General features: G+C 71.5%; 21 protein-coding genes and 4 tRNA genes. 15 read left to right on the forward strand and 10 right to left on the reverse strand.

Annotated features, from left to right (window positions below; genetic code table 11):
* The coding region (locus ACXJMZ_RS31295) for a serine/threonine-protein kinase (protein WP_457033414.1) at positions 1-903 on the reverse strand (903 nt) is incomplete at its 3' end.
* Between the two features lie 425 nt (positions 904-1,328).
* Between ACXJMZ_RS31295 and ACXJMZ_RS31300 the strand changes: the two genes are divergently transcribed.
* On the forward strand, positions 1,329-1,532 hold the full coding sequence (locus ACXJMZ_RS31300; protein WP_457033400.1) for a hypothetical protein: 204 nt from the start codon (positions 1,329-1,331) through the stop codon (positions 1,530-1,532).
* 243 nt (positions 1,533-1,775) lie between these two features.
* Here the strand turns inward: ACXJMZ_RS31300 and ACXJMZ_RS31305 are convergent.
* The 3 genes from ACXJMZ_RS31305 to ACXJMZ_RS31315 all read right to left on the reverse strand — a co-directional run bounded on the left by ACXJMZ_RS31305 (position 1,776) and on the right by ACXJMZ_RS31315 (position 2,070).
* Positions 1,776-1,847: transfer RNA gene (locus tag ACXJMZ_RS31305), tRNA-Val, on the reverse strand.
* Between the two features lie 33 nt (positions 1,848-1,880).
* Positions 1,881-1,954: transfer RNA gene (locus ACXJMZ_RS31310), tRNA-Cys, on the reverse strand.
* 43 nt (positions 1,955-1,997) lie between these two features.
* Positions 1,998-2,070 (reverse strand) — tRNA-Gly (locus ACXJMZ_RS31315).
* A gap of 301 nt (positions 2,071-2,371) precedes the next feature.
* Between ACXJMZ_RS31315 and ACXJMZ_RS31320 the strand changes: the two genes are divergently transcribed.
* From ACXJMZ_RS31320 to ACXJMZ_RS31330, 3 genes are read left to right on the forward strand one after another with little or no spacing between them, the layout of a single operon-like run.
* The gene (locus tag ACXJMZ_RS31320; RefSeq protein ID WP_457033401.1) at positions 2,372-3,406 is read left to right on the forward strand and encodes a chorismate-binding protein; all 1,035 of its coding nucleotides are present in this window, start codon (positions 2,372-2,374) and stop codon (positions 3,404-3,406) included.
* Positions 3,406-4,221 (forward strand): aminotransferase class IV, encoded by an 816-nt coding sequence (locus ACXJMZ_RS31325; protein WP_457033402.1) that lies wholly within the window; start codon positions 3,406-3,408, stop codon positions 4,219-4,221. The genes ACXJMZ_RS31320 and ACXJMZ_RS31325 overlap by 1 nt, the downstream gene beginning before the upstream one ends.
* Positions 4,222-4,268: 47 nt before the next feature.
* Entirely contained in the window at positions 4,269-5,111 is an 843-nt protein-coding gene (locus ACXJMZ_RS31330) for a GNAT family N-acetyltransferase (protein WP_457033403.1), read from the forward strand.
* 16 nt (positions 5,112-5,127) lie between these two features.
* On the opposite strand, the gene ACXJMZ_RS31335 is transcribed toward ACXJMZ_RS31330, so the two are convergent.
* The 3 genes from ACXJMZ_RS31335 to ACXJMZ_RS31345 all read right to left on the reverse strand — a co-directional run bounded on the left by ACXJMZ_RS31335 (position 5,128) and on the right by ACXJMZ_RS31345 (position 6,905).
* Complete coding sequence (locus ACXJMZ_RS31335; RefSeq protein WP_457033404.1) at positions 5,128-5,631, reverse strand: DsbA family protein; 504 nt, start codon at positions 5,629-5,631, stop codon at positions 5,128-5,130.
* A gap of 36 nt (positions 5,632-5,667) precedes the next feature.
* On the reverse strand, positions 5,668-6,234 hold the full coding sequence (locus ACXJMZ_RS31340) for a CGNR zinc finger domain-containing protein (RefSeq protein WP_457033405.1): 567 nt from the start codon (positions 6,232-6,234) through the stop codon (positions 5,668-5,670).
* Positions 6,235-6,491: 257 nt separating this feature from the next.
* On the reverse strand, positions 6,492-6,905 hold the full coding sequence (locus ACXJMZ_RS31345; protein WP_030056266.1) for an SsgA family sporulation/cell division regulator: 414 nt from the start codon (positions 6,903-6,905) through the stop codon (positions 6,492-6,494).
* 195 nt (positions 6,906-7,100) lie between these two features.
* Between ACXJMZ_RS31345 and ACXJMZ_RS31350 the strand changes: the two genes are divergently transcribed.
* Positions 7,101-7,535 (forward strand): TIGR02611 family protein, encoded by a 435-nt coding sequence (locus tag ACXJMZ_RS31350; RefSeq protein ID WP_457033406.1) that lies wholly within the window; start codon positions 7,101-7,103, stop codon positions 7,533-7,535.
* A gap of 54 nt (positions 7,536-7,589) precedes the next feature.
* Positions 7,590-7,661, forward strand: a tRNA-Val gene (locus ACXJMZ_RS31355).
* Between the two features lie 77 nt (positions 7,662-7,738).
* Here ACXJMZ_RS31355 and ACXJMZ_RS31360 read toward each other — a convergent pair.
* The gene (locus tag ACXJMZ_RS31360; RefSeq protein WP_457033407.1) at positions 7,739-8,512 is read right to left on the reverse strand and encodes an exonuclease domain-containing protein; all 774 of its coding nucleotides are present in this window, start codon (positions 8,510-8,512) and stop codon (positions 7,739-7,741) included.
* A 233-nt stretch (positions 8,513-8,745) separates the two neighbouring features.
* On the opposite strand from ACXJMZ_RS31360, the gene thrS reads away from it, so the two are divergent.
* Positions 8,746-10,725, forward strand: a complete 1,980-nt coding sequence (gene thrS, locus ACXJMZ_RS31365; protein WP_057228240.1) for a threonine--tRNA ligase — start codon at positions 8,746-8,748, stop codon at positions 10,723-10,725.
* A gap of 73 nt (positions 10,726-10,798) precedes the next feature.
* A complete protein-coding gene (locus ACXJMZ_RS31370; RefSeq protein ID WP_057228238.1) occupies positions 10,799-11,359 on the forward strand; it encodes an HIT family protein in 561 nt (186 codons plus the stop codon).
* A 56-nt stretch (positions 11,360-11,415) separates the two neighbouring features.
* On the opposite strand, the gene ACXJMZ_RS31375 is transcribed toward ACXJMZ_RS31370, so the two are convergent.
* Entirely contained in the window at positions 11,416-13,059 is a 1,644-nt protein-coding gene (locus ACXJMZ_RS31375; RefSeq protein WP_457033408.1) for a hypothetical protein, read from the reverse strand.
* 193 nt (positions 13,060-13,252) lie between these two features.
* Between ACXJMZ_RS31375 and ACXJMZ_RS31380 the strand changes: the two genes are divergently transcribed.
* Positions 13,253-13,678: a thiol-disulfide oxidoreductase DCC family protein gene (locus ACXJMZ_RS31380; RefSeq protein WP_457033409.1), complete on the forward strand. Its 426-nt coding sequence runs from the start codon at positions 13,253-13,255 to the stop codon at positions 13,676-13,678.
* Between the two features lie 142 nt (positions 13,679-13,820).
* Here the strand turns inward: ACXJMZ_RS31380 and ACXJMZ_RS31385 are convergent, their stop codons facing one another.
* Entirely contained in the window at positions 13,821-15,791 is a 1,971-nt protein-coding gene (locus ACXJMZ_RS31385) for an elongation factor G (protein ID WP_457033410.1), read from the reverse strand.
* A gap of 203 nt (positions 15,792-15,994) precedes the next feature.
* On the opposite strand from ACXJMZ_RS31385, the gene pgsA reads away from it, so the two are divergent.
* The 6 genes from pgsA to pdxS all read left to right on the forward strand — a co-directional run bounded on the left by pgsA (position 15,995) and on the right by pdxS (position 20,785).
* Entirely contained in the window at positions 15,995-16,633 is a 639-nt protein-coding gene (gene pgsA, locus ACXJMZ_RS31390) for a phosphatidylinositol phosphate synthase (RefSeq protein WP_457033415.1), read from the forward strand.
* Between the two features lie 8 nt (positions 16,634-16,641).
* Positions 16,642-17,523 (forward strand): phosphatidylinositol mannoside acyltransferase, encoded by an 882-nt coding sequence (locus tag ACXJMZ_RS31395; RefSeq protein WP_457033416.1) that lies wholly within the window; start codon positions 16,642-16,644, stop codon positions 17,521-17,523.
* A complete protein-coding gene (locus tag ACXJMZ_RS31400; RefSeq protein ID WP_457033411.1) occupies positions 17,520-18,704 on the forward strand; it encodes a glycosyltransferase family 4 protein in 1,185 nt (394 codons plus the stop codon). The genes ACXJMZ_RS31395 and ACXJMZ_RS31400 overlap by 4 nt, the downstream gene beginning before the upstream one ends.
* Positions 18,705-18,812: 108 nt before the next feature.
* Positions 18,813-19,163: a 5-carboxymethyl-2-hydroxymuconate Delta-isomerase gene (locus tag ACXJMZ_RS31405; RefSeq protein ID WP_457033412.1), complete on the forward strand. Its 351-nt coding sequence runs from the start codon at positions 18,813-18,815 to the stop codon at positions 19,161-19,163.
* 11 nt (positions 19,164-19,174) lie between these two features.
* A complete protein-coding gene (locus tag ACXJMZ_RS31410; RefSeq protein ID WP_457033413.1) occupies positions 19,175-19,720 on the forward strand; it encodes a hypothetical protein in 546 nt (181 codons plus the stop codon).
* 153 nt (positions 19,721-19,873) lie between these two features.
* The gene (pdxS, locus tag ACXJMZ_RS31415; RefSeq protein ID WP_057228220.1) at positions 19,874-20,785 is read left to right on the forward strand and encodes a pyridoxal 5'-phosphate synthase lyase subunit PdxS; all 912 of its coding nucleotides are present in this window, start codon (positions 19,874-19,876) and stop codon (positions 20,783-20,785) included.
* Positions 20,786-20,939: the final 154 nt, after the last annotated feature.

A 20,939-nucleotide genomic window follows, 5' to 3' on the forward strand; every position in this document is an offset into this window, starting at 1 on the left:
GAGCGGCGGCGGACCGGCTGCGGCGGTGGTGGCGGCCGGAGCCGGCGCGGCCCGGCGGGCGGCGGGGGCCAACAGGGCGCCTCGGGAGGCGAGTTCGGTCAGCCGCTCGTGCAGCGCAGCAGCCCCCGGCCGCTCGGCGGGCTCCTTGGCCAGGCAGGCCCGGACCAGCGGCGCCAGCGAGGGCGGGACGGCGGACAGGTCGGGCTCCTCGTGCACCACCCGGTACAGCATCACCTCGGAGGAGGCGCCGGAGCCGAACGGTGAGTCCCCGGTGAGTGCGTACGCCAGGGTGGCACCGAACGCGAACACGTCGGTGGCGGGCGTCACGGCCGCCCCCCGGACCTGCTCGGGCGCCAGGAAGCCGGGCGAGCCGACGGCGGTGCCGACATGGGTGAGGGTGCTTGCGCCTCGCGACCAGGCGATGCCGAAGTCGATGATCCGGGGGCCCTTGGGGGAGAGCAGGATGTTGGAGGGCTTGAGGTCGCGGTGCACCACCCCGGCCTCGTGCACCTTGACCAGCCCGTCGGCCAGCGCGGCCCCGATCCGGGCCGCCTCCGGCCAGGGCAGCGGGCCCTCCTCGCCGACCCGCTTGTACAGCGAGGGCCCGGGGACGTACGCGGTGGCCAGCCAGGGCCGTTCGGTCTCGATGTCGGAGGCGACCACCCGCGCGGTACAGCCGCCCCGGATCTTCGAGGCGGCTGCGATCTCGCGGGCGAACCGGGTGCGGAACTCGGCGTCCTCGGCCAGCTCGGCCCGGATCAGCTTGAGGGCGACCCGCTGCCCCTTGCGGTCCGAGCCGAGGTAGACCACGCCCATCCCGCCAGCGCCGAGCCGACGGTGCAGCCGGTAGGGGCCGACGATGCGGGGGTCCTCACGCCTCAGCCGCATCATCGCCATAGTCAGTTCTTCCTGTCAGCCTGAAGAGTGAGACCCCGTCGGTTGGGCCACCGTCAGAATCCTGTTCCGGCACAGCTTACGGACTCCGCGCTGCGGTGTGCTGATACGCAACACCCGGCAGGCCGGTCGGATTGTCGGATCTGCCCGGACGGCCGCACTGACCAGCGCCGGAGCACCCCCTCGGGGTAGCTCTCAGGGTTGCCTCGGGGATCGCCGCCACCCGCTCTCCCCCTCCGGTAGTAGGCAGGGTGCCCCGGCATCATCCTCGGGGATGCCCATCGAACGGTACGCGGGCATGACGACCCCGTCGGTGGCCCCGCATACCTTTGTTCATAGCGGTGGGCGGCCCGGCTCGTCCCCCGAGGTGAACCGCCCACCGCATCGACTGACACCAGCTCAGGACCACGACAGAGAAGGCAGGAGTACCGACCATGGCCACCCAGCTCACCGAAGCCGGCCGACGCCGCATCGGGTTCCGCCAGGCGCCCGCTCGCTCCAGCGAGCAGGGCACCCGGCACCCGGCGGTGGCCGTGGCCATGGTGCTCCCCTTCGCTGTCGCCCTGCTGATGTTCTTCGGCGGCTGGGAGCACCTGGCGACACAGACCAGGGCCGTCGCCGATCTGATCGGGCGCTGATCCTCTGGGGAGAGGTCGGCGCCGGCCGGGAGTGCACCGTCAGGGACAACGCGGACGGGCGGAGACGGTGCACAGCACTCCGGCAGCAAGAGCAGGGGCCGGGCACGGATCGTCGGTGAGGGCGATCCGTACCCGGCCCCTGCTGCTGTCCTCCAACTCCGGGAACGCTCCAACTCCCGGGAATGCCAAGGGCCGTGATCGGGTGGTGGTGCGGTACAGCAGCCGGGCCCCGAGRGGWCCGAGTGCGCGATACTGGGATTGAACCAGTGACCCCTTCCGTGTCAGGGAAGTGCTCTCCCGCTGAGCTAATCGCGCGGGGAGGGGCCCTGGCGAACCAGGGACACCTCTTGGAGGTGGAGACGGGATTTGAACCCGTGTACACGGCTTTGCAGGCCGTTGCCTCGCCTCTCGGCCACTCCACCAGGCAACACACACAGAAGAACGAGCCTACACTGTTCTTCGTCGAGCGGACGACGAGATTCGAACTCGCGACCCTCACCTTGGCAAGGTGATGCTCTACCAACTGAGCCACGTCCGCCTGTCTCCCGGTCACTTCACCGCTTGTTTGCGGCTCCGTTTCCCGGCGACGTGTTGAACTTTAGCGGATTCCTGGGCCAGCTCAAATTCCGTTCCCGCAGCGTGGCGCCGGGGTGCCTCCGAAGTGGCACCCCGTCAGCTCCCCGGAGGGTCCGTGCCCGGCGCCGGAGAGCCCCTCCGACCTACACTTCAAGCCACCGCAGTCCCGCCCCACTCCGTGTCCCGTCCCGCGCGGAGCAGCACCGAAACCGCGCAGGAGAACCGTGTCCGGCCGCACCGCACCCCACGTCACAGCCGCCCCGATGGCCCGATTCGGCGGGCGGCTGGCGACCGGGCTGCGGGAGGTCAGTTCGGATCCGGCGGTGCTGGACGGGGCCGGCTTCTGGGCCGTCGCGTACGACTTCGAGGGCCGGCTCACCTGCGCCCGCTTCGACGAGGTGCGGCCCGACCCGGCACCGCCGCGTACCGAGGGATGGCTCGGCCCCTCGCCCGACAGCTGGCACAGCTCGCTCGACCGGGACGCCTACACGGCGGGCGTGCGCCGGATCCGTGAGCACATCGCGGCGGGCGAGGTCTATCAGGCCAACCTCTGCCGGGTGCTCTCCGCGCCGCTGCCCGATCCGGCCCGGACCGACATCGACGCACTCACCGGCCTGCTCGCGCACGGCAACCCCGCCCCGTACGCGGGCACCATCCGGCTGCCCGAGCACGGCGTCGAGATCGCCACCGCCTCGCCCGAGCTGTATCTGCGCCGGGACGGCCGGGCCGTGTCGTCCGGACCGATCAAGGGCACCGGCCGGACCGAGCACGACCTGCTGGAGAAGGACCACGCCGAGAACGTGATGATCGTGGACCTGGTCCGCAACGACCTCGGCCGGGTCTGCGAGACCGGCAGCGTGACGGTGCCCGACCTCTGTGTGGTGGAGAAGCACCCCGGTCTGGTCCACCTGGTCTCCACCGTCGCGGGCCGGCTGCACGGCGGTGCGGGCTGGGGCGCGCTGTTCGACGCGACCTTCCCGCCCGGCTCGGTCACCGGCGCCCCGAAGTCCAGCGCGCTGCGGATCATCGACGCGCTGGAGACCGCCCCGCGCGGCCCCTACTGCGGCGCGATCGGCTGGGTCGACGCGGACCGGGGCGAGGCCGAACTCGCGGTCGGCATCCGGACGTTCTGGATCGACCGGGCCGACGCCGACCGCCCCGTGCTGCGGTTCGGCACCGGCGCGGGGATCACCTGGGGCTCGGACCCCGAGCGCGAGTGGGACGAGACCGAACTCAAGGCCGCCCGCCTGGTCGCGATAGCGTCGGGCTCCGATCAGCACCCGAGGAGCAGCAACTGATGATCTGGGTCAACGACTCCCTGGTCGACGACGACCGCGCCGCCGTCTCCGTACTCGACCACGGACTCACCGTCGGCGACGGCGTCTTCGAGACCGTGAAGGCGGTGGACGGGCAGCCCTTCGCGCTCACCCGGCACCTGGACCGGCTCAGCCGCTCCGCCCACGGTCTCGGCCTGACCGCCCCCGACCACGAGTTGGTCCGGGAGGGCGTGGCCCAGGTGCTGGCCGCCAACCCGATGCCGCTCGGCCGGCTCCGGATCACCTGCACCGGCGGCATCTCCCCGCTCGGCTCGGAGCGCGGCAACGAGCCGACCACGCTGGTGATCGCGCTCGGCACCGCCGCCCGGCGGCCCGACACCACCGCGGTGCACACCGTGCCCTGGCGCCGGAACGAGCACAGCGCGGTGGCCGGTCTGAAGACTACCTCGTACGCGGAGAACGTCGTCGCGCTGGCCGCCGCCCACCGGGCCGGTGCCTCGGAGGCGATCCTCGCCAACACCGCCGGGCAGCTCTGCGAGGGGACCGGCTCGAACATCTTCGTCGTGCTCGGCGGGCGGCTGCTCACCCCGACCCTCGCCTCCGGCTGCCTGGCCGGTATCACCCGGCAGCTGGTGATCGAGTGGACCGGGGCCGAGGAGACCGACCTGCCGTTCGCGGTCCTCGCCGAGGCGGAGGAGGCGTTCCTCACCTCCACCCTGCGCGACGTCCAGGCCATCGCCCGCATCGACGACCGGGAGCTCCCCGCCCCGGGACCGGTCACCCTCAAGGCGATGACCCAGTTCGCGGAGCGCGCGGCGGACCACCTCGACCCCTGATCCGCAGGGACGGGGTTGCTCCGGGCTCGCGGGGGAAAGGTCACCGCATGACCACCACGTTGCGTCCGGAGTACCCCGAGGAGCTGCTGGCCGGTGGGGGTCTGAGCCGGCGGTGGCAGATCTGTGTCAACGGCCGTCCGGTGGGCGGGTTGCGGACCACCGCGCGGCCGTACGGGGAGCAGCGCTGGGGGGAGATCTCCGAGCTGGAGGTCAGCAGTGGGCGGCGCCGTGGGCGGGGCACCGTCGGGGCGCTGGCGGCGGAGGAGGTGCTCAGATCCTGGGGGTGCAGCCGGGTGGACGTCACCGTACCTGCGGGGAACGATGCCGCGCTCGGCCTGGCGGTGACCCTCGGCTACACCGAGCGGATGCTGAACCTGGCCAAGGAGCTCACCCAAGTCGCCGAACTGCCAACGGAACTGACGGTCCGTCCGATCGGCCCGGAGCGGTACGAGAGCTGGCTGGAGCAGACCAAGGCGGGCTACCGGCGCGAGCTGGTCGCGTCCGGTCTCGGCGAGCAGGCGGCCCGGGCCAAGGCGGCGGCCGATCACCAGCGGCTGCTGCGCGAGGGCTACGCCACCCCGGGCACGGCCCTGCGCGAACTCACGGACGCGCAGGGCACGTTGCTGGGCAGTCTGTGGCTGACGCTCCGTCAGGAGATCGACCCCGACGGCGAACCGCTGGCCTGGGTGATGAGCGTCGCGGTCGAACCGGAGCACCGCGGCCACGGACACGGCCGCACCCTGATGCTGCTCGCCGAACGCGAGTGCCTGGCGGCCGGCGTGCGCAGACTCGGGCTGAACGTCTTCAGCAGCAACACCGTGGCGGTCCGGCTGTACGAGTCGCTCGGCTACCGGACCACCCGGCGGATCATGGGTAAGTCACTTGCCTGAGACCGACCGGCCTGAGTCAGTGATCCGCGCGGGCCGCCTCGATGATCGCGACGATCCGCTCGCGCAGCCCGTCCTGGCTCTTGCCGCCGTCCAGCCGCTGGCCGGCGATCACGTACGTCGGGGTGCCGGTGATGCCGATGGCCTTGCCCTCGGCCTGGTCGGCGTCGACCACCAGCATGTGCCGCCCGTCGATCAGGGTGAGCTCGACCTCCTCGGCGTCCAGCCCGAGCTCACCGGCCAGCGCGGTCAGCACCGGCTGCCCGGCCTTGGCCAGGTCGTCGCAGCGGGCCAGCAGGGCCTCGGCGTACGCCCAGCCCTGCCCCTGGGCGAAGGCCTCCTCGGCGGCCTCGGCGGCCGGGTAGGCGTGCTTGTTCTTCTCCAGCGGGAAGTGCCGCAGCTCGATGGTCAGGGCGTCGCCGTACTGCGCGCGCAGCGCCCGTACGTCGTCCAGGGCGGTGCGGCAGTCCGGGCACTGGAGGTCGCACCAGAACTCGAGGCGGGGGAGGGGGGCGTCGGTCATGCCCCCCAGTCTTCCATCCGCCGGAGGCTGCCCGGGTCAGCCGGCGCCGACGGTCTCCGCGCGCTGGCGGGCCCGGTACGCGGCGACGTGCAGGCGGTTGCCGCAGGTCCGGCTGTCGCAGTAGCGGCGGGAGCGGTTGCGGGAGAGGTCGACGAAGACCCGGGCGCAGTCCGGCGCCTCGCAGCGGCGCAGCCGCTCGCGTTCGCCGGCCATCACGATGAAGGCCAGCGCCATGCCCAGCTCGGCCGCCAGGTGGTCACCGAGGGCGGCGTGCGGGGCGAAGTAGTGGATGTGCCAGTCGTGCTGGTCGTGGTTGGTCAGCCGGGGCGTGGTGCCGGCGGCCGCGACCACGGCGTTGACCAGCTCGGCCGCCTCCTCGGTGGAGGACGCCGAGAACACCTCGCGCAGCCGGGCCCGGAGCCGGTGGACGGCCGCCAGGTCGGCGGTGGTGAGCGAGTCGACCTCGCTGATCTCGTGCCGGGCGACGAAGGCGCCGAGCGCCGCCAGGTCCGGGAACCGCTCGCTGCCGCAGGCATCGGGCGAGGTGTTGAGCAGCTCGACCAGAATGCCCAGCGCGCACTCGGTGTCATGGGTGATCAGCACGTGAGGCTCCTCGCGCGGCGGGGGGCCGAGGGTCCCCGCGTCGGTCGTCACGGTGGACTCTACCGGGAGAGCAGGTTGCGGCGCGGCGTCCTGGGCGCACCGGGCGCCCCGGGGCGGAACGGGCGAAGGCCCCGGCTCGCTCCTGGTGTGGGCGAACCGGGGCCTGGCCCCGAGGCCGCTTGCTGGGCGGCTGTGAGTGCGACCGTGCCCCCGAGTAGGACGGACGCGGTGGCGGGAGGACCCGTACGTCGAGGCGGTCAGCTCTCGGCGAGGATGTGGGACAGTTCCCGGTCGAGGTCGAAGTGACGGTGTTCGGTGCCGGGTGGCACCGCAGCATCGGTGCGCTTGAGGAAAGACTCGAGCGCACGAGCCGGGGCTTCCAGCAGGGCTTCTCCTTCCGGAGAACTCAGGGCGATGCAGACCACCCCCTGACCGTGGCTGCGCGAGGGCCACACCCGGACGTCGCCGGTACCGGTGGGTCGGTGCAGCCCCTCCGCGAGGAGGTCGCGGGCGAACACCCACTCGACGGTCTCGTCGGCACCCGTATGGAAGGTGGCGTGCACGGCATAGGGGTCGGCAGTGTCGTAGCGCAGGCCCGCGGGGACGGGCAGTGACGACTCGCTGGACACGATGAGGCGCAGGTGCAGCTCGCAGCTGACCGTGGTGTTCATAAGCGCCAGGGCCTTTCGCTCAGTGTGCGCTCGGGGAATCGCACGTCGGCGAACGGACCATCCCACCTGAAAGCCCGGTGTAAACCCGTCTGTCCCGATTCAGGCGCGAGTCGTACCCCTTCCGGCGCATTGCAGAATCGCTACGGCAGTCGGAACGGCCGCACCAGGACTGGGGACTCCGGTAGTTTTCGCCGTATGGCTGTACGAAACGACAATCCCGAGCCCGAGGGCTCGGGTCAGACACCGGCGGAGACCCCGGAGGCCGGTCTCGGATCCAAGGCTCCGCACTTCATCCGACGGTCCAGGCCGCTGCACCTCAGCTGGCAGGTGGCGATCTTCCTGATCGGCCTCGCGGTGGTCGCGCTCGGTGTGGTGATGCTGCCGCTGCCCGGTCCGGGCTGGGTGGTCATCTTCCTGGGCATGGGCATCTGGGCGACCGAGTTCGTCTGGGCCCAGCTGGTGCTCCGGTGGACCAAACGCAAGGTGACCGAGGCGGCACAGCGGGCACTCGACCCCAAGGTGCGGCGGCGCAACATCATCATCACCAGCATCGGCCTGGTGATCATCGTGGGCCTGGGCGGCTGGTACCTGTGGAAGTACGGGCTCACCATGCCCTGGAAGCTGCGCTGACCACGGGGGTGTCCGGAGCACCCCGCGGCATGCGGTAATGTTTTCCCTGCACCCGGGCGATTAGCTCAGCGGGAGAGCACTTCGTTCACACCGAAGGGGTCACTGGTTCGATCCCAGTATCGCCCACCCGGAGTCAACACTCAGGCCCTGACCGGAAGTTCGGTCGGGGCCTGAGTCGTTCCCGAAGCGGTCCCGGGCAGGGCTCAGGCCGCCGCCTCGCAGCGGTGGTCCAGTGCGAGCCGCCGGCCGCAGGAGCAGCGGGCCGGGCGGAGCGGCCAGGCGAAGTCCACCCGCTCCTGGGTGCCCTCGCGGTCGAACCAGCTCTGCAACCCCCGGGCCTGGGCGGCGTGCCAGACCGCCTGACGCAGGTGCAGCTCGGCCGGGGTCAGCACACCGAGCGGGGCCGCGTACCTGCGGCCCAGGGCGCGGACCAGGTGCAGGGTGGCGGTCGCGTCGGCGGTGGCGTCGTGCGCGCCGTCCAGCGTCACGCCGTAGTGGGCGCACAGGTCGGTCAAAGTGCGGCGGCCCTTGCGATAGCGGTCGACGTACTTGTCCATCACCCGGGGGTCCAGCACCAGCAGTTCGGCCCGGCCGAGGCTGTCGGCGAGCGAGAGGCCGCGGTGCCGACGCAGCTCGCGGTCCAGCAGGGTGAGGTCGAACGGGGCGTTCATCACCACCAACGGCACGTGCGCGAGCGCCTGTTCGGCCAGCGCGCGGGCGATCTCGGCGACCACCACCCGGGGCGGCCGGCCGAAGTCCCTGGCCCGCTGGTCGGTGATGCCGTGCACGGCGCGGGCCGCGTCCGGGATCGGCACCCCCGGATCGGCCAGCCAGCTCACGGTACGGGCCGGCGCGGTGGGTGTGGCCTGCAGCACCAGCGCGGCCGAGACGATCCGGTCGGTCTCGACGTCCACGCCGGTGGTCTCGGTGTCGAAAGAGGCGAGTGGACCCTGGTACCAGGGCTGAGTGTGCGGCACGGTGCGGCCCCCGATCACCACCTGGCGGTGCCCGGCGCGCCACCGAGGACCAGTGGCGCGCCGGGCACAGCGGCGTTCTGCCTTGGTGATACCGCAGTTGACGCCCCCTCAATCCCGCGGTTCGGGCCGTCCCTGGCGCCGGGGGTATATGGGTGCGCGGTCGGGGCTCCGCTCTCGGTACCATCGGACACGCGCAGCATGGTGCTGTGGCGCACAGATGTCAGGAGAGACCGGTGACCGACGTCCGGATCATCATCAACCGCGAACCCGATCGGGAAGAGCGCGTGGTGACCACGGGGACTACCGCCGCCGAGCTCTTCGCCGACGACCGCTCGATCATCGCGGCCCGGGTCGCGGGCGCGCTGAAGGACCTGGCGTACCAGGTGCAGGACGGCGACGAGGTCGAGCCCGTCGCGATCTCCAGCAAGGACGGCCTGGACATCCTGCGGCACTCCACCGCGCACGTGATGGCGCAGGCCGTGCAGCAGCTCTTCCCGGAGGCCAAGCTCGGCATCGGCCCGCCGGTCAAGGACGGCTTCTACTACGACTTCGACGTCGAGAAGCCGTTCCATCCCGATGACCTCAAGGCCATCGAGAAGAAGATGCAGGAGATCATCAAGCGCGGGCAGAAGTTCTCCCGCCGGGTGGTCACCGACGAGGCCGCCACCGAGGAGCTGGCCGCCGAGCCGTACAAGCTCGAGCTGATCGGTCTCAAGGGCTCCGCCGCCACCGCCGGCGAGGGTGCCGACGTCGAGGTGGGCGGCAGCGAGCTGACCATCTACGACAACCTGGACGCCAAGACCGGTGAGCACTGCTGGGGCGACCTCTGCCGCGGCCCGCACCTGCCGTCCACCCGGTACATCCCGGCGTTCAAGCTGATGCGCAACGCGGCCGCCTACTGGCGCGGCAGCGAGAAGAACCCGATGCTGCAGCGCATCTACGGCACCGCGTGGCCGACCAAGGACGAGCTCAAGGCACACCTGGAGTTCCTGGAGGAGGCCGCCAAGCGCGACCACCGCAAGCTGGGCGCCGAGCTCGACCTGTTCTCCGTCCCGGAGGAGATCGGCTCCGGCCTGGCGGTGTTCCACCCCAAGGGCGGCATCATGCGCCGGGTGATGGAGGACTACTCGCGCAAGCGGCACGAGGAGGCGGACTACGAGTTCGTCTACACCCCGCACGCCACCAAGGGCAGCCTGTTCGAGCTCTCCGGCCACCTGGACTGGTACGCCGACGGCATGTACCCGCCCATGAAGCTCGACGGCGACATCGACTACTACCTCAAGCCGATGAACTGCCCGATGCACAACCTGATCTACCGCTCGCGCGGCCGCTCGTACCGCGAACTGCCGCTCCGGCTCTTCGAGTTCGGCACCGTGTACCGGTACGAGAAGTCCGGCGTGGTGCACGGCCTGACCCGGGCCCGCGGCTTCACCCAGGACGACGCGCACATCTACTGCACCCGTGAGCAGATGGCGGACGAGCTCGACTCGCTGCTCACCTTCGTGCTGGACCTGCTGCGCGACTACGGGCTGAACGACTTCTACCTGGAGCTCTCCACCAAGGACCCGGAGAAGTTCATCGGCTCGGACGAGGACTGGGAGGAGGCCACCGAGACCCTGCGGGCCGCGGCCGAGAAGCAGGGCCTCGAGCTGGTGCTCGACCCGGCCGGTGCCGCGTTCTACGGTCCGAAGATCTCGGTGCAGGCGCGGGACGCGATCGGTCGTACCTGGCAGATGTCGACCATCCAGGTCGACTTCCAGCTGCCGCAGCGCTTCGAGCTGGAGTTCCAGGGCTCGGACGGCAACCGGCAGCGTCCGGTCATGATCCACCGGGCGCTGTTCGGCTCGATCGAGCGGTTCTTCGCGGTGCTGCTGGAGCACTACGCCGGCGCCATGCCGCCGTGGCTCGCCCCGGTCACCGTGGTCGGCATCCCGATCACCGACGAGCACATCCCGTACCTGCGGGAGGTCGCGGCCGAGCTGAAGAAGCAGGGCGTGCGGGTCGAGGTCGACTCCTCGGACGACCGGATGCAGAAGAAGATCCGCAACGCGCAGCGCAGCAAGGTGCCGTTCATGCTGATCGCCGGCAACGACGACGTCGAGGCGGGGGCGGTCTCCTTCCGCTACCGCAACGGCGAGCAGAAGAACGGCGTGCCGGTCGGCGAGGCCGTGGCCGAGATCGTGGACGCGATCCAGCGCCGCATCCAGGTCTGACGAAACGGTTCGTGCGGGGCGGGCTCTTCAACGAGTCTGCCCCGCACTGCTATGCACAGCCGGTCCGGCGAATATGCTGATCAGCATGACGAGTGAGCCGGAACTGCAGCGGGGCGTGGGGGAGTCGGATGGCTTCCGGCGCCTGTGGACGCCTCATCGGATGGCGTACATCCAGGGAGAGAACAAGCCCACCGGGCCCGCACCGGACGACGGTTGCCCGTTCTGCTCGATCCCCGCGCTCAGCGACGAGGACGGGCTGATCATCGCCCGGGGCGGTTCGGTCTTCGCGGTGCTCAACCTCTACCCGTACAACGGCGGCCACCTGATGGTGGTCCCGTACCGGCACGTGGCGGACTACACCGAGCTGGACGCGGCCGAGACCACCGAGCTGGCCGACTACACCAAGCGGGCCATGACGGCGCTGCGCGCCGCCTCCGGCGCGCACGGCTTCAACATCGGGATGAACCAGGGCGCTGCCGCCGGGGCCGGGATCGCCGCGCACCTGCACCAGCACGTGGTGCCGCGCTGGGGCGGGGACACCAACTTCATGCCGGTGGTGGGCCACACCAAGGTGCTGCCCCAACTGCTGGCCGACACCCGGAAGATGCTCGCCGAGGCGTGGCCGCAGAGCTGACGTCATGACATGACAGTGAGGCCGCACCGGTCGGTGCGGCCCCACTGTCGTACCGGTCAGCCCGCGTCGTAGTTGTCGGCCTTGAACGGGCGGCTGCCCTGCATCTCGGACTTGAGGATGCCGATCCGGCTGCTGAACCGGTCGACGTTGACGTCGTGTTCGGTCAGGAACTCCACCGTGGCGGCCATCACCGCGTTGACCACCGGGGTGGCGCTGAAGAGCACGTCGTCCGACTTGAACCGGCTGGTCCAGGTGCGGTCGGCCCAGGCGCCGCGGAGCGAGAACGGCTCCGGCAGGGAGACCGAGCCGCCCAGCCAGGTGAGCAGGGTGGGGAACTTGTGGAACGGTGCGCGCAGCGCCTGCCGGACCACGTCGTCGTTGTTCACCAGCGGGAGGATGACGGTGCGCTCCTCCCAGAACTTGCCGGTCTTCGGGACCTTGAGCTCCTTGGGCTTCGGCTTGGCGCCGAACAGCGCGTGCAGCGGCCCGAGCGCGTGACCGGAGACCGAGACCCGCAGGGTGTTGTTCATCACGGTCACGCCGATCAGCACGGTGGACACCAACTGGCCCCGGTGGAGGACCAGTTGGGCCGAGGTCCGGTGCCGGCTGTCGGTGCCCAGGGTCTGCCGGTTGGCGATCGTCTGGAGCGCGAAGTCACGCATCCGGTAGCCGTCCATGTCGGGACCGCCCGGCCGGCCGATCTCGTCCGCGCCCTCCGGGATGTCCATCACCAGCCACTGCTGGACCGAGACGTGCGGCATCCCGCCGCCCGCCACCTCGCTCTGGCCGAGCGCGCCGAGCCCGGTGGTGATCCGGCGGGCCAGATCCCACGGGTGGAAGGTCCGGAAGTCCACGTGGCCCTCGGCCGGGCGGAGCTCCTCCACCACCTGGAAGTCACCCCAGCGCATTCCGGCGCCGAGCAGGCCCTTCGCTCCCGCGTAGTGCTGGACGTTGGTCTCCTGCTCGACCGTCAGCCGCTCCAGTGCGGCGCGCAGCTCGGCCGCCTTCTTGTCGAGGTCGTCCCGGGGCACCGCCTTGGGCACGGTGGCCGCCAGTGCACTGCCCGCCACCAGGGCGCCCCAGCGCTCGCGCAGCTCGATCGTGAAGCGCAGGCAGATCCGCTTGGCGACGAACCAGCCGATCACCGGTGCCAGCGTCATCACCCGGAAGTACAGCCCGAACGGACCGGCCACCGGTGGCCGGAGCGCGAGCAGCGCCGCGAGCCCGACCGCGAGCAGCACCAGCACGGCGTTGTAGAAGCCCTCCCGGCCGGGGGAGGTCTTCTTGAAGTAGGCGCGGCCGTAGAACACCGCGAGCCAGATCAGCGTGCCGGGCAGGAAGAGCACGCCGGTGAGCGTGGTGACCACCATCAGCTCGCGGTCGCGGGCGTCCCGCAGCTCCTGGGCGGCCAGGCAGTGCTCGACCACCATCCGGGTGTCGGTGCCGAACGAGGGCACCAGCGGGTTGCGGCCCTTGCCGATGGTGCGGTCGAGCACGGCGCGGCTGAACGCCTCACCGGTGCTGGGCCGGAACAGCTTGAAGAACTTGCCCTCTTTGAGCTTGACGCCTTCGAGCCCGGCGAGCGCCTCGACCTCGGTGTCCCGGTAGGCCGCCGAGGAGAGCAACTGCGTGACCGCGGTCTGCGGCCCGACGTCCGTACGGGGTATCTGCGCGCCCGGGGTCATGTCGAGCTTGGTCACGGCGGCGTCCCCTCCTCCCGTTGTGTCAGCGGCAGGTTATCGTGCGACCGGTATGCCGCGCGGATGATCGTCTGAACAGCCGTCACTTCCGGTACGCGATGGTCCCGGAGGGATCGTGCCCAGTTTCGGACGGCTTCGATCCTGTGGGTGGGGCCGCACCGGTTCGGGCGGGCCGATGGTGCAGGATCGGGGTATGAGCGAGGAACGAACGACCGGCCCGGTGCTGATTTTCGACGGGGACTGCGCGTTCTGCAGCACCTCCGTCCAGTTCGCCGAGCGCTACCTGCGCGCGAGTCTCTCCTCGGCGGACTGGGAGGCGGTGCCGTTCCAGTTCGCCGACCTGGCAGCGCTGGMCGCCCGCGCGGGCGGGGCCGGGCTGATCAGCTGGGAGCGGGCCGAGCAGGAGGTGCTCTGGCTGACGCCCCTGGGGGACGTGTACGGCGGAGCGCAGGCGGCGGCGCGGCTGCTGATGCGGAGCGGCGGCGCCTGGGCCTACCTCGGGGCACTGCTCACCCTCGCACCGGTCCGCCCGCTCGCGGCACTCGGCTACCGCTGGGTCGCGAAGAACCGCCACCGGCTCCCGGGCGGGACCCCGGCCTGCTCGCTCCCCAGACGTTAAGTCGCACACGCCAGGGGCTCGGGGAACTGCGACGCCGACCTCTGGAGCGCTGCACCTGCGTAGATGGCTGGGAACTTTCGCAGTGACCCCGTCGCCAGATCTCCTCGCAGTTCCCCGAGCCCCTGGATAGTGCAACTTTGGGTCACTGGAATTGCGCTGCCAGAGCCGGAGGCATCGGTGCGTGGCGTACGTAGCTGCGCGAGAAGGTGCCGGTGCCGTGGGAGAGCGAGCGGAGGTCCACCGGGTAGTGGGTCAGCTCGAGTTCGGGTACTTCGGCTCGGAGCAGGCTGAGGCCGGGGCCGCCCGGTTCGGTGCCGAGGACGTGGCCGCGGCGGGCCGAGAGGTCGTTCAGGACCGCGCCCTGGTACTCGTCGGGCAGTAGTACCCGGACCTCGTCGACCGGCTCCAGCAGCCGTACGGTGCCGTTGTCGGCGGCCTCCCGGAGGGCGAGTGCGGCGGCGGTCTGGAAGGCGGTGTCGGAGGAGTCGACCGAGTGGGCCTTGCCGTCGGTGAGGGTGACCCGGACGTCGACCACCGGGTAGCCCGCCAGGACGCCCTTGGCCAGTTGGCTGCGGACGCCCTTCTCGACGGACGGGACGAAGTTCCGCGGCACCGCGCCGCCCACCACCTTGTCGACGAACTCGAAGCCGCCGCCGGGCAGCGGTTCCACCGTCAGGTCGCAGATCGCGAACTGGCCGTGCCCGCCCGACTGTTTGACGTGCCGGCCGTGCCCGCTCCCGGTGCCGGCGAAGGTCTCGCGCAGGGCGACCTGGTACGGGACGGTGTCGACGTGCACGCCGTAGCGGGTCCGCAGGCGGTCCAGGACCACCGCCTGGTGGGCCTCGCCGGTGCACCAGAGGACCAGTTGGTGGGTGTCGGGGTTCTGTTCGACCCGCAGCGCCGGGTCCTGGGCGGTCAGCCGGGCCAGGCTCTGCGCCAGCCGGTCCTCGTCGGCCTTGCTGTGGGCCTCGACGGCGGTCGGCAGCAGGGGTTCGGGCTGCGGCCAGCGGTCCAGCTCGACGCCGTCGGTGCTGAGGGTGTCGCCGGTGCGGGCGTGGCCGAGCTTGGCGAGGCAGACCAGGTCGCCGGGCAGGGCGAGCGGTACCGGCCGCTGGTGGTGGCCGAACGGGCTGGTGAGCGCGGTGACCCGGTCCTCGCCGAGGGCGGTGTCGGGCCGCAGGGTGCCGGAGAAGACCCGGACCAGGCTGAGCCGCCCGACGTACTGGTCCTCGCCGGTGTGCACGACCTGGGCGACCACGGGGGCGTCCGGGTCGGCGGGCGGGAGCTGGTCGGTGCGGTCCAGCGGGCTGGGGAAGGCGTCCACGATCAGGTCGAGGAGTTCGGCGGCGCCGAGCGGGGCGGTGGCGCAGACCAGCGGGTGCACGGTGTTCTGCCCGAGTTCGCGGCGCAGTGCGGCGGTCAGCGAGGCCGGGTCGAGGTCATCGCCGGCCACCCAGCGCTCCAGCAGGGTGTCGTCCTCGCCCGCGATGGCCTCCACCAGGGCGCCCCGGGCGGTCGGGTCGGGGGCCGGGGCCTCGCCGTACGTGCGGCCGGTGAGCAGCTCGAGCGAGCCGGTGAGGCGGCCGTCCCGGAAGGCGGGCAGGCAGAGCGGCAGGACGGTGTCCGGGTGGCCCTCGCCGAAGGCCTCCTGACAGGCCGTCACGGACTCGGCGCTGTGCACGTGGGTGAGGGCGATCGCGGTGGGCAGGCCGGCCGCGCGGCACTCGCGCCAGAGGGCGAGCACGGTGGGGCCGACCGGTTCGGCGGCCGAGACGACCAGGACGGCGGCCTCGGCGGCGCGCATCCCGGCCCGGCGTTCGCCCGCGAAGTCGGCGTAGCCGGGGGTGTCCAGCAGGTTGATCTTGCAGTCCCGCCAGGCCAGCGGGAGCAGCGCGAGCTGGACGGAGCGCTGCTGCTGGTGCTCGATCGGCTCGTGGTCGGAGACGGTGTTCCCGTCCGGGACGGTGCCGACCCGGCTGATCGCTCCGGCGGCGTGCGCGAGGGCCTCGGCCAGGGTGGTCTTGCCGGATCCGGCGGTGCCGATCAGGACCACGTTGCGCAGCCGGCCCGAGTCCGGGACTGGGGGTGGCGGCGGGGCTGTCCGGTCCGGCATGGGGGCCTCCGGTGACGGTGGGTAGGTCCTCAACTGCCGTGAGTGGCGGCCGGTCGGGCCGGATCCCGGCTCACGGGCGTGGGGCGGCAGAGCGTGCGAGCGGCGTGGATACCATTGTCCAGCCGGGCGGGCCGATCCGCTCGGCCGCCCGCCGCCCGCTGGGTGGGGGCGGGTTCCGTGAGATCGGGGCGGTCCGGAAGGCCATGCTCAACAAGTACGCACGTGCCTTCTTCACACGTGTCCTGACGCCGTTCGCCGCGCTGCTGCTCCGTTGGGGAGTGAGTCCGGACGCGGTGACGCTGGTCGGGACGGCCGGGTCGGTCGCGGGTGCGCTGGTGTTCTTCCCTCGCGGGGAGTTCTTCTGGGGCACCATCACGATCACCCTGTTCATCTTCTCCGACCTGGTGGACGGCAACATGGCCCGCCAGGCCGGTACGTCCAGCCGGTGGGGTGCCTTCCTGGACTCGACGCTGGACCGGGTCGCCGATGCGGCGATCTTCGGTGGTCTGGCGCTCTGGTACGCGGGTCAGGGCGACAACGAAATGCTCTGCGCGGTGGCGATCTGCTGCCTGGCGAGCGGCCAGGTGGTCTCGTACACCAAGGCGCGGGGCGAGAGCCTGGGCTTCCCGGTGAACGTCTCCGGGGTGGTCGAGCGGGCCGAGCGGCTGGTGCTCACGCTGGTCGCGGCCGCGGTGTCCGGGCTGCACGGGTTCGGGGTGTCGTACGTGGAGTGGCTGCTGCCGACGGCGCTCTGGCTGGTCGCGGTCGGCAGTCTGGTGACGGTCGGGCAGCGGATGCTGACGGTCCGTCGGGAGTCCAGGGAAGCCGAGGCGGCAGCGTGAAGGACCGGATGGTCGACGGGGCGTACGCGCTCGGCTGGGCGGCGCTCAGGCATCTGCCCGAGCCGGTGGCGCGTGGGCTGTTCAACCAGCTCGCGGACTACACCTGGCGCCGTCGCGGCAAGGGTGTGCTCCGGCTGGAGGCCAACCTGCGCCGGGTCCGCCCGGAGCTGGACGAGGCCGGGCTGCGCGAGCTGTCCAGGGCCGGGATGCGGTCCTACCTGCGGTACTGGAAGGAGTCCTTCCGGCTGCAGACCCTGAGCACCGCCCAGCTGGCCGAGCAGTGCCAGGTCAAGGGCGTGGAGCAGCTGGAGGAGATGCTCGGCAGCGGCCGGGGCGCCGTGGTCGCGCTGCCGCACATGGGGAACTGGGACCTGGCCGGCGCCTGGGTGGCCAGCACCGGGCACCCGTTCACCACGGTCGCCGAGCGGCTGAAGCCGGAGTCGCTGTTCGACCGGTTCGTGGCGTACCGGGAGAGCCTGGGCATGGAGGTGCTGCCGCTGACGGGTGGTCAGGGCTCGGTGATCGGGACGCTGGCCCGGCGGCTGCGGGCGGGGAAGCTGGTCTGCCTGGTGGGGGACCGGGACCTCTCGGAGGCCGGTCTGCCGGTGGACTTCTTCGGCGAGCAGACCAGGATGCCGGCCGGTCCGGCCGCGCTCGCGCTGCGCACCGGTGCCGCGCTGCTCCCGGTCACCCTCTGGTACGACGGCCCGGTGATGCGCGCGGTGATCCACCCCGAGGTCCGGCCGCCCGCCGAGGGCGACCAGCGGGAGCAGACCTCGGCGATGACCCAGGCGATGGCCGACATCTGGGCCGAGGGCATCCGCGAGCACCCTGAGGACTGGCACATGCTGCAGCGGTTCTGGCTGGCCGACCTGGAGGGGACCCGATGAAGATCGGCATCGTCTGCCCGTACGACTGGGACGTGCCCGGTGGGGTGCAGTTCCACATCCGCGACCTGGCCGAGCACCTGATCGCCCTCGGGCACCAGGTCTCGGTGCTGGCCCCGGCCGAGGACGAGTCGGCGCTGCCGCCGTACGTGGTCTCGGCCGGCCGCGCGGTGGCCGTGCCGTACAACGGCTCGGTGGCCCGGCTGAGCTTCGGCATCCTGTCGGCGGCCCGGGTCCGGCGCTGGCTGAGCGACGGTCAGTTCGACATCCTGCACGTGCACGAGCCGTCCTCGCCGAGCCTGTCGATACTGGCTGCCTGGGCGGCCTCCGGGCCGATGGTCGCCACCTTCCACACCTCCAACCCGCGCTCACGGGCGATGATCGCGGCCTCGCCGATCCTGCAGCCGGGCCTGGAGAAGATAAGCGCACGGATCGCGGTCAGCGAGTACGCCCGCCGCACCCTGGTCGAGCACCTCGGCGGCGACGCGGTGGTGATCCCGAACGGGGTGGACGTCCGGTTCTTCGCGGACGCCGAACCGGACGAGCGCTGGCAGGGCGGCGCGGCCGACGGCGGGCCCGGCACGATCGGCTTCATCGGCCGGATCAACGAGCCGCGCAAGGGGCTGCCCACGCTGCTCGCGGCGCTGCCCGAGATCCTGGCCGCCCGGCCCGGCGTCCGGCTGCTGGTCGCGGGCAAGGGCGACGAGGAGGAGGCGGTGGCCGGCCTCGCTCCCGAGGTGCGGGCCCAGGTCGAGTTCCTCGGCATGGTGACCGACCAGGAGAAGGCCCGGCTGCTGCGCAGCGTCGACCTGTACGTGGCGCCGAACACCGGCGGCGAGAGCTTCGGCATCATCCTGGTCGAGGCGATGTCCGCGGGCGCACCGGTGCTGGCCAGCGACCTGGACGCGTTCAAGCAGGTGCTGGACGGCGGCGACGCGGGCGAGCTGTTCCCGGTCGAGGACGCCGGGGCGCTGGCCGAGGCGGCGGTCCGGCTGCTGGGCGACCCCAAGCGGCTGGCCGAGCTGCGGGAGGCCGCCTCGCGGCACGTCCGCCGGTTCGACTGGTCCACCGTGGGGGCGGACATCCTCTCGGTGTACGAGACGGTGACGGACGGCAGGCCGCCGGTCGCCGAGGACGTCCGGGGCGGCGGCTGGCGGGAGCGGCTGGGGCTCGCCCGGGACTAGCCTTCGGCAGCCGGTCGCTGCGAACGTGCCTGACCACACACGTACGTTGAACGCTCCTGGGGTCGGCGTCGCAGTTCCCCGAGCCCCTGGTTGTAGATGGAGGATGTTGTGCCGCAGATACTTGTCGACTATTCGGCCGAGCTCGACTTCGACCGGGAGGGCTTCGCGAAGGAGCTGCACCCGCTGATCGCCGAGGTGATCGACACCGAGGTGGCGGCCTGCAAGACGGTGTTCCGGCCGGTCGTGGAGTACGTGCTCGGTGACGGGGCGTCGGGTGAGCAGATGGTGCTGGTGGAGATCAAGATCCTGGCGGGCCGGAGCACCGAGCAGCGGGCCGAGCTGACCCGGCGGGCGCTGGCCCTGCTCGGGGCGTACGTGACCGTGCCGTTGGCGTACGGCGTCGAGGTCACCGAGCTGGACCGGGCCACGTACCGCTTCGGGCACCTCGCGGCGCGGTAGCGTACCGCTCCGTGACTACCTGGATCTGGGCCGCGGCCGCGGTCGTGCTGTTCGCCGTGTACCTCAGCTGGACGGCGGGGCGGCTCGACCGGCTGCACGCCCGGATCGACACCGCGATGGCGTCGCTGGACGCCCAGTTGGTGCGGCGGTCCGCGGTGGCACTGGAGCTGGCCACCTCCTCGCAGCTGGACCCGGCCACCTCGATCCTGCTCTACGAGGCGTCACATGCCGCCCGCCAGGCGGAGGACGAGCACCGGGAGGTGGCCGAGAGCGAGCTCAGCCTGGCGCTGCGCGCGGTCTTCGCGGAGCCGGCCCAGCTGGCGGCGCTGACCGCGGTGCCGGGGGGCGCGGAGACGGTGAAGGAGCTGACCGTCGCCGTCCGGCGGGTGCCGATGGCGCGGCGGTTCCACAACGACGCGGTGCGGGCGGCCCGGGCGGTGCGGGAGCACCGGCTGGTGCGGTACTTCCGGCTGGCCGGGCGGGCGCCGTTCCCGCTGGCCTTCGAGATGGACGACGAGCCGCCGCTCGCGCTCACCCCGCAGGGTGCGCCCGCGTGACGGAGGCCGACCCCATTTCGAGTGAAATCGGTGGCTGTTCAGCCTCTTTGTCGTAACCCGTAGGCCCTTCTGGCCCGGATGGTGCGTGGTTCGAGGCCGGTTCGGGCCTACGATAGGGCGATAGCACTGGTTCATCTTCGAGTGAGGTCTCACGTGTCCACCACCCCCATCACCGCTGACCAGCCGCAGATCGGCACCGCCCGCGTGAAGCGCGGAATGGCCGAGCAGCTCAAGGGCGGTGTGATCATGGATGTGGTCAACGCCGAGCAGGCGAAGATCGCCGAGGACGCCGGTGCCGTGGCCGTCATGGCCCTGGAGCGGGTGCCCGCCGACATCCGCAAGGACGGCGGCGTGGCCCGGATGTCCGACCCGAACATGATCGAGGAGATCATCGCCGCGGTCTCCATCCCGGTCATGGCCAAGTCCCGGATCGGCCACTTCGTCGAGGCCCAGATCCTGCAGTCGCTCGGCGTCGACTACATCGACGAGTCCGAGGTGCTGACCCCGGCCGACGAGGTCAACCACTCGGACAAGTTCGCCTTCACCACCCCGTTCGTCTGTGGCGCCACCAACCTCGGTGAGGCGCTGCGCCGGATCGCCGAGGGCGCGGCCATGATCCGCTCCAAGGGCGAGGCCGGCACCGGCAACGTGGTCGAGGCCGTCCGCCACCTGCGCCAGATCAAGAACGAGATCGCCCGCCTGCGCGGCTACGACAACAACGAGCTGTACGCGGCCGCCAAGGAGCTGCGCGCTCCGTACGAGCTGGTCAAGGAGGTTGCCGAGCTCGGCAAGCTCCCGGTGGTGCTGTTCTCCGCCGGTGGCGTGGCCACCCCGGCCGACGCCGCGCTGATGCGCCAGCTCGGTGCCGAGGGCGTCTTCGTCGGCTCCGGCATCTTCAAGTCGGGCGACCCGGCCAAGCGCGCCGCCGCCATCGTGAAGGCCACCACCTTCTACGACGACCCGAAGATCATCGCGGACGCCTCCCGCAACCTGGGCGAGGCCATGGTCGGCATCAACTGCGACACCCTCCCCGAGAGCGAGCGCTACGCCAACCGCGGCTGGTAGCCGGGTCCTGTCCGGCAATTCCCGCCGGGCTTGGGGCGTTGGGGTGCGCACCTCGCCGGCTTCTCGTCGGTCGCCGATGCTCCGCATGGACTCCCTCCTCGGCACCGCCGAGGCACGCACCCCAACGCCCCAAGCTGATCCGACGGGAATTGCC

It is taken from the genome of Kitasatospora sp. P5_F3, from assembly GCF_054049135.1.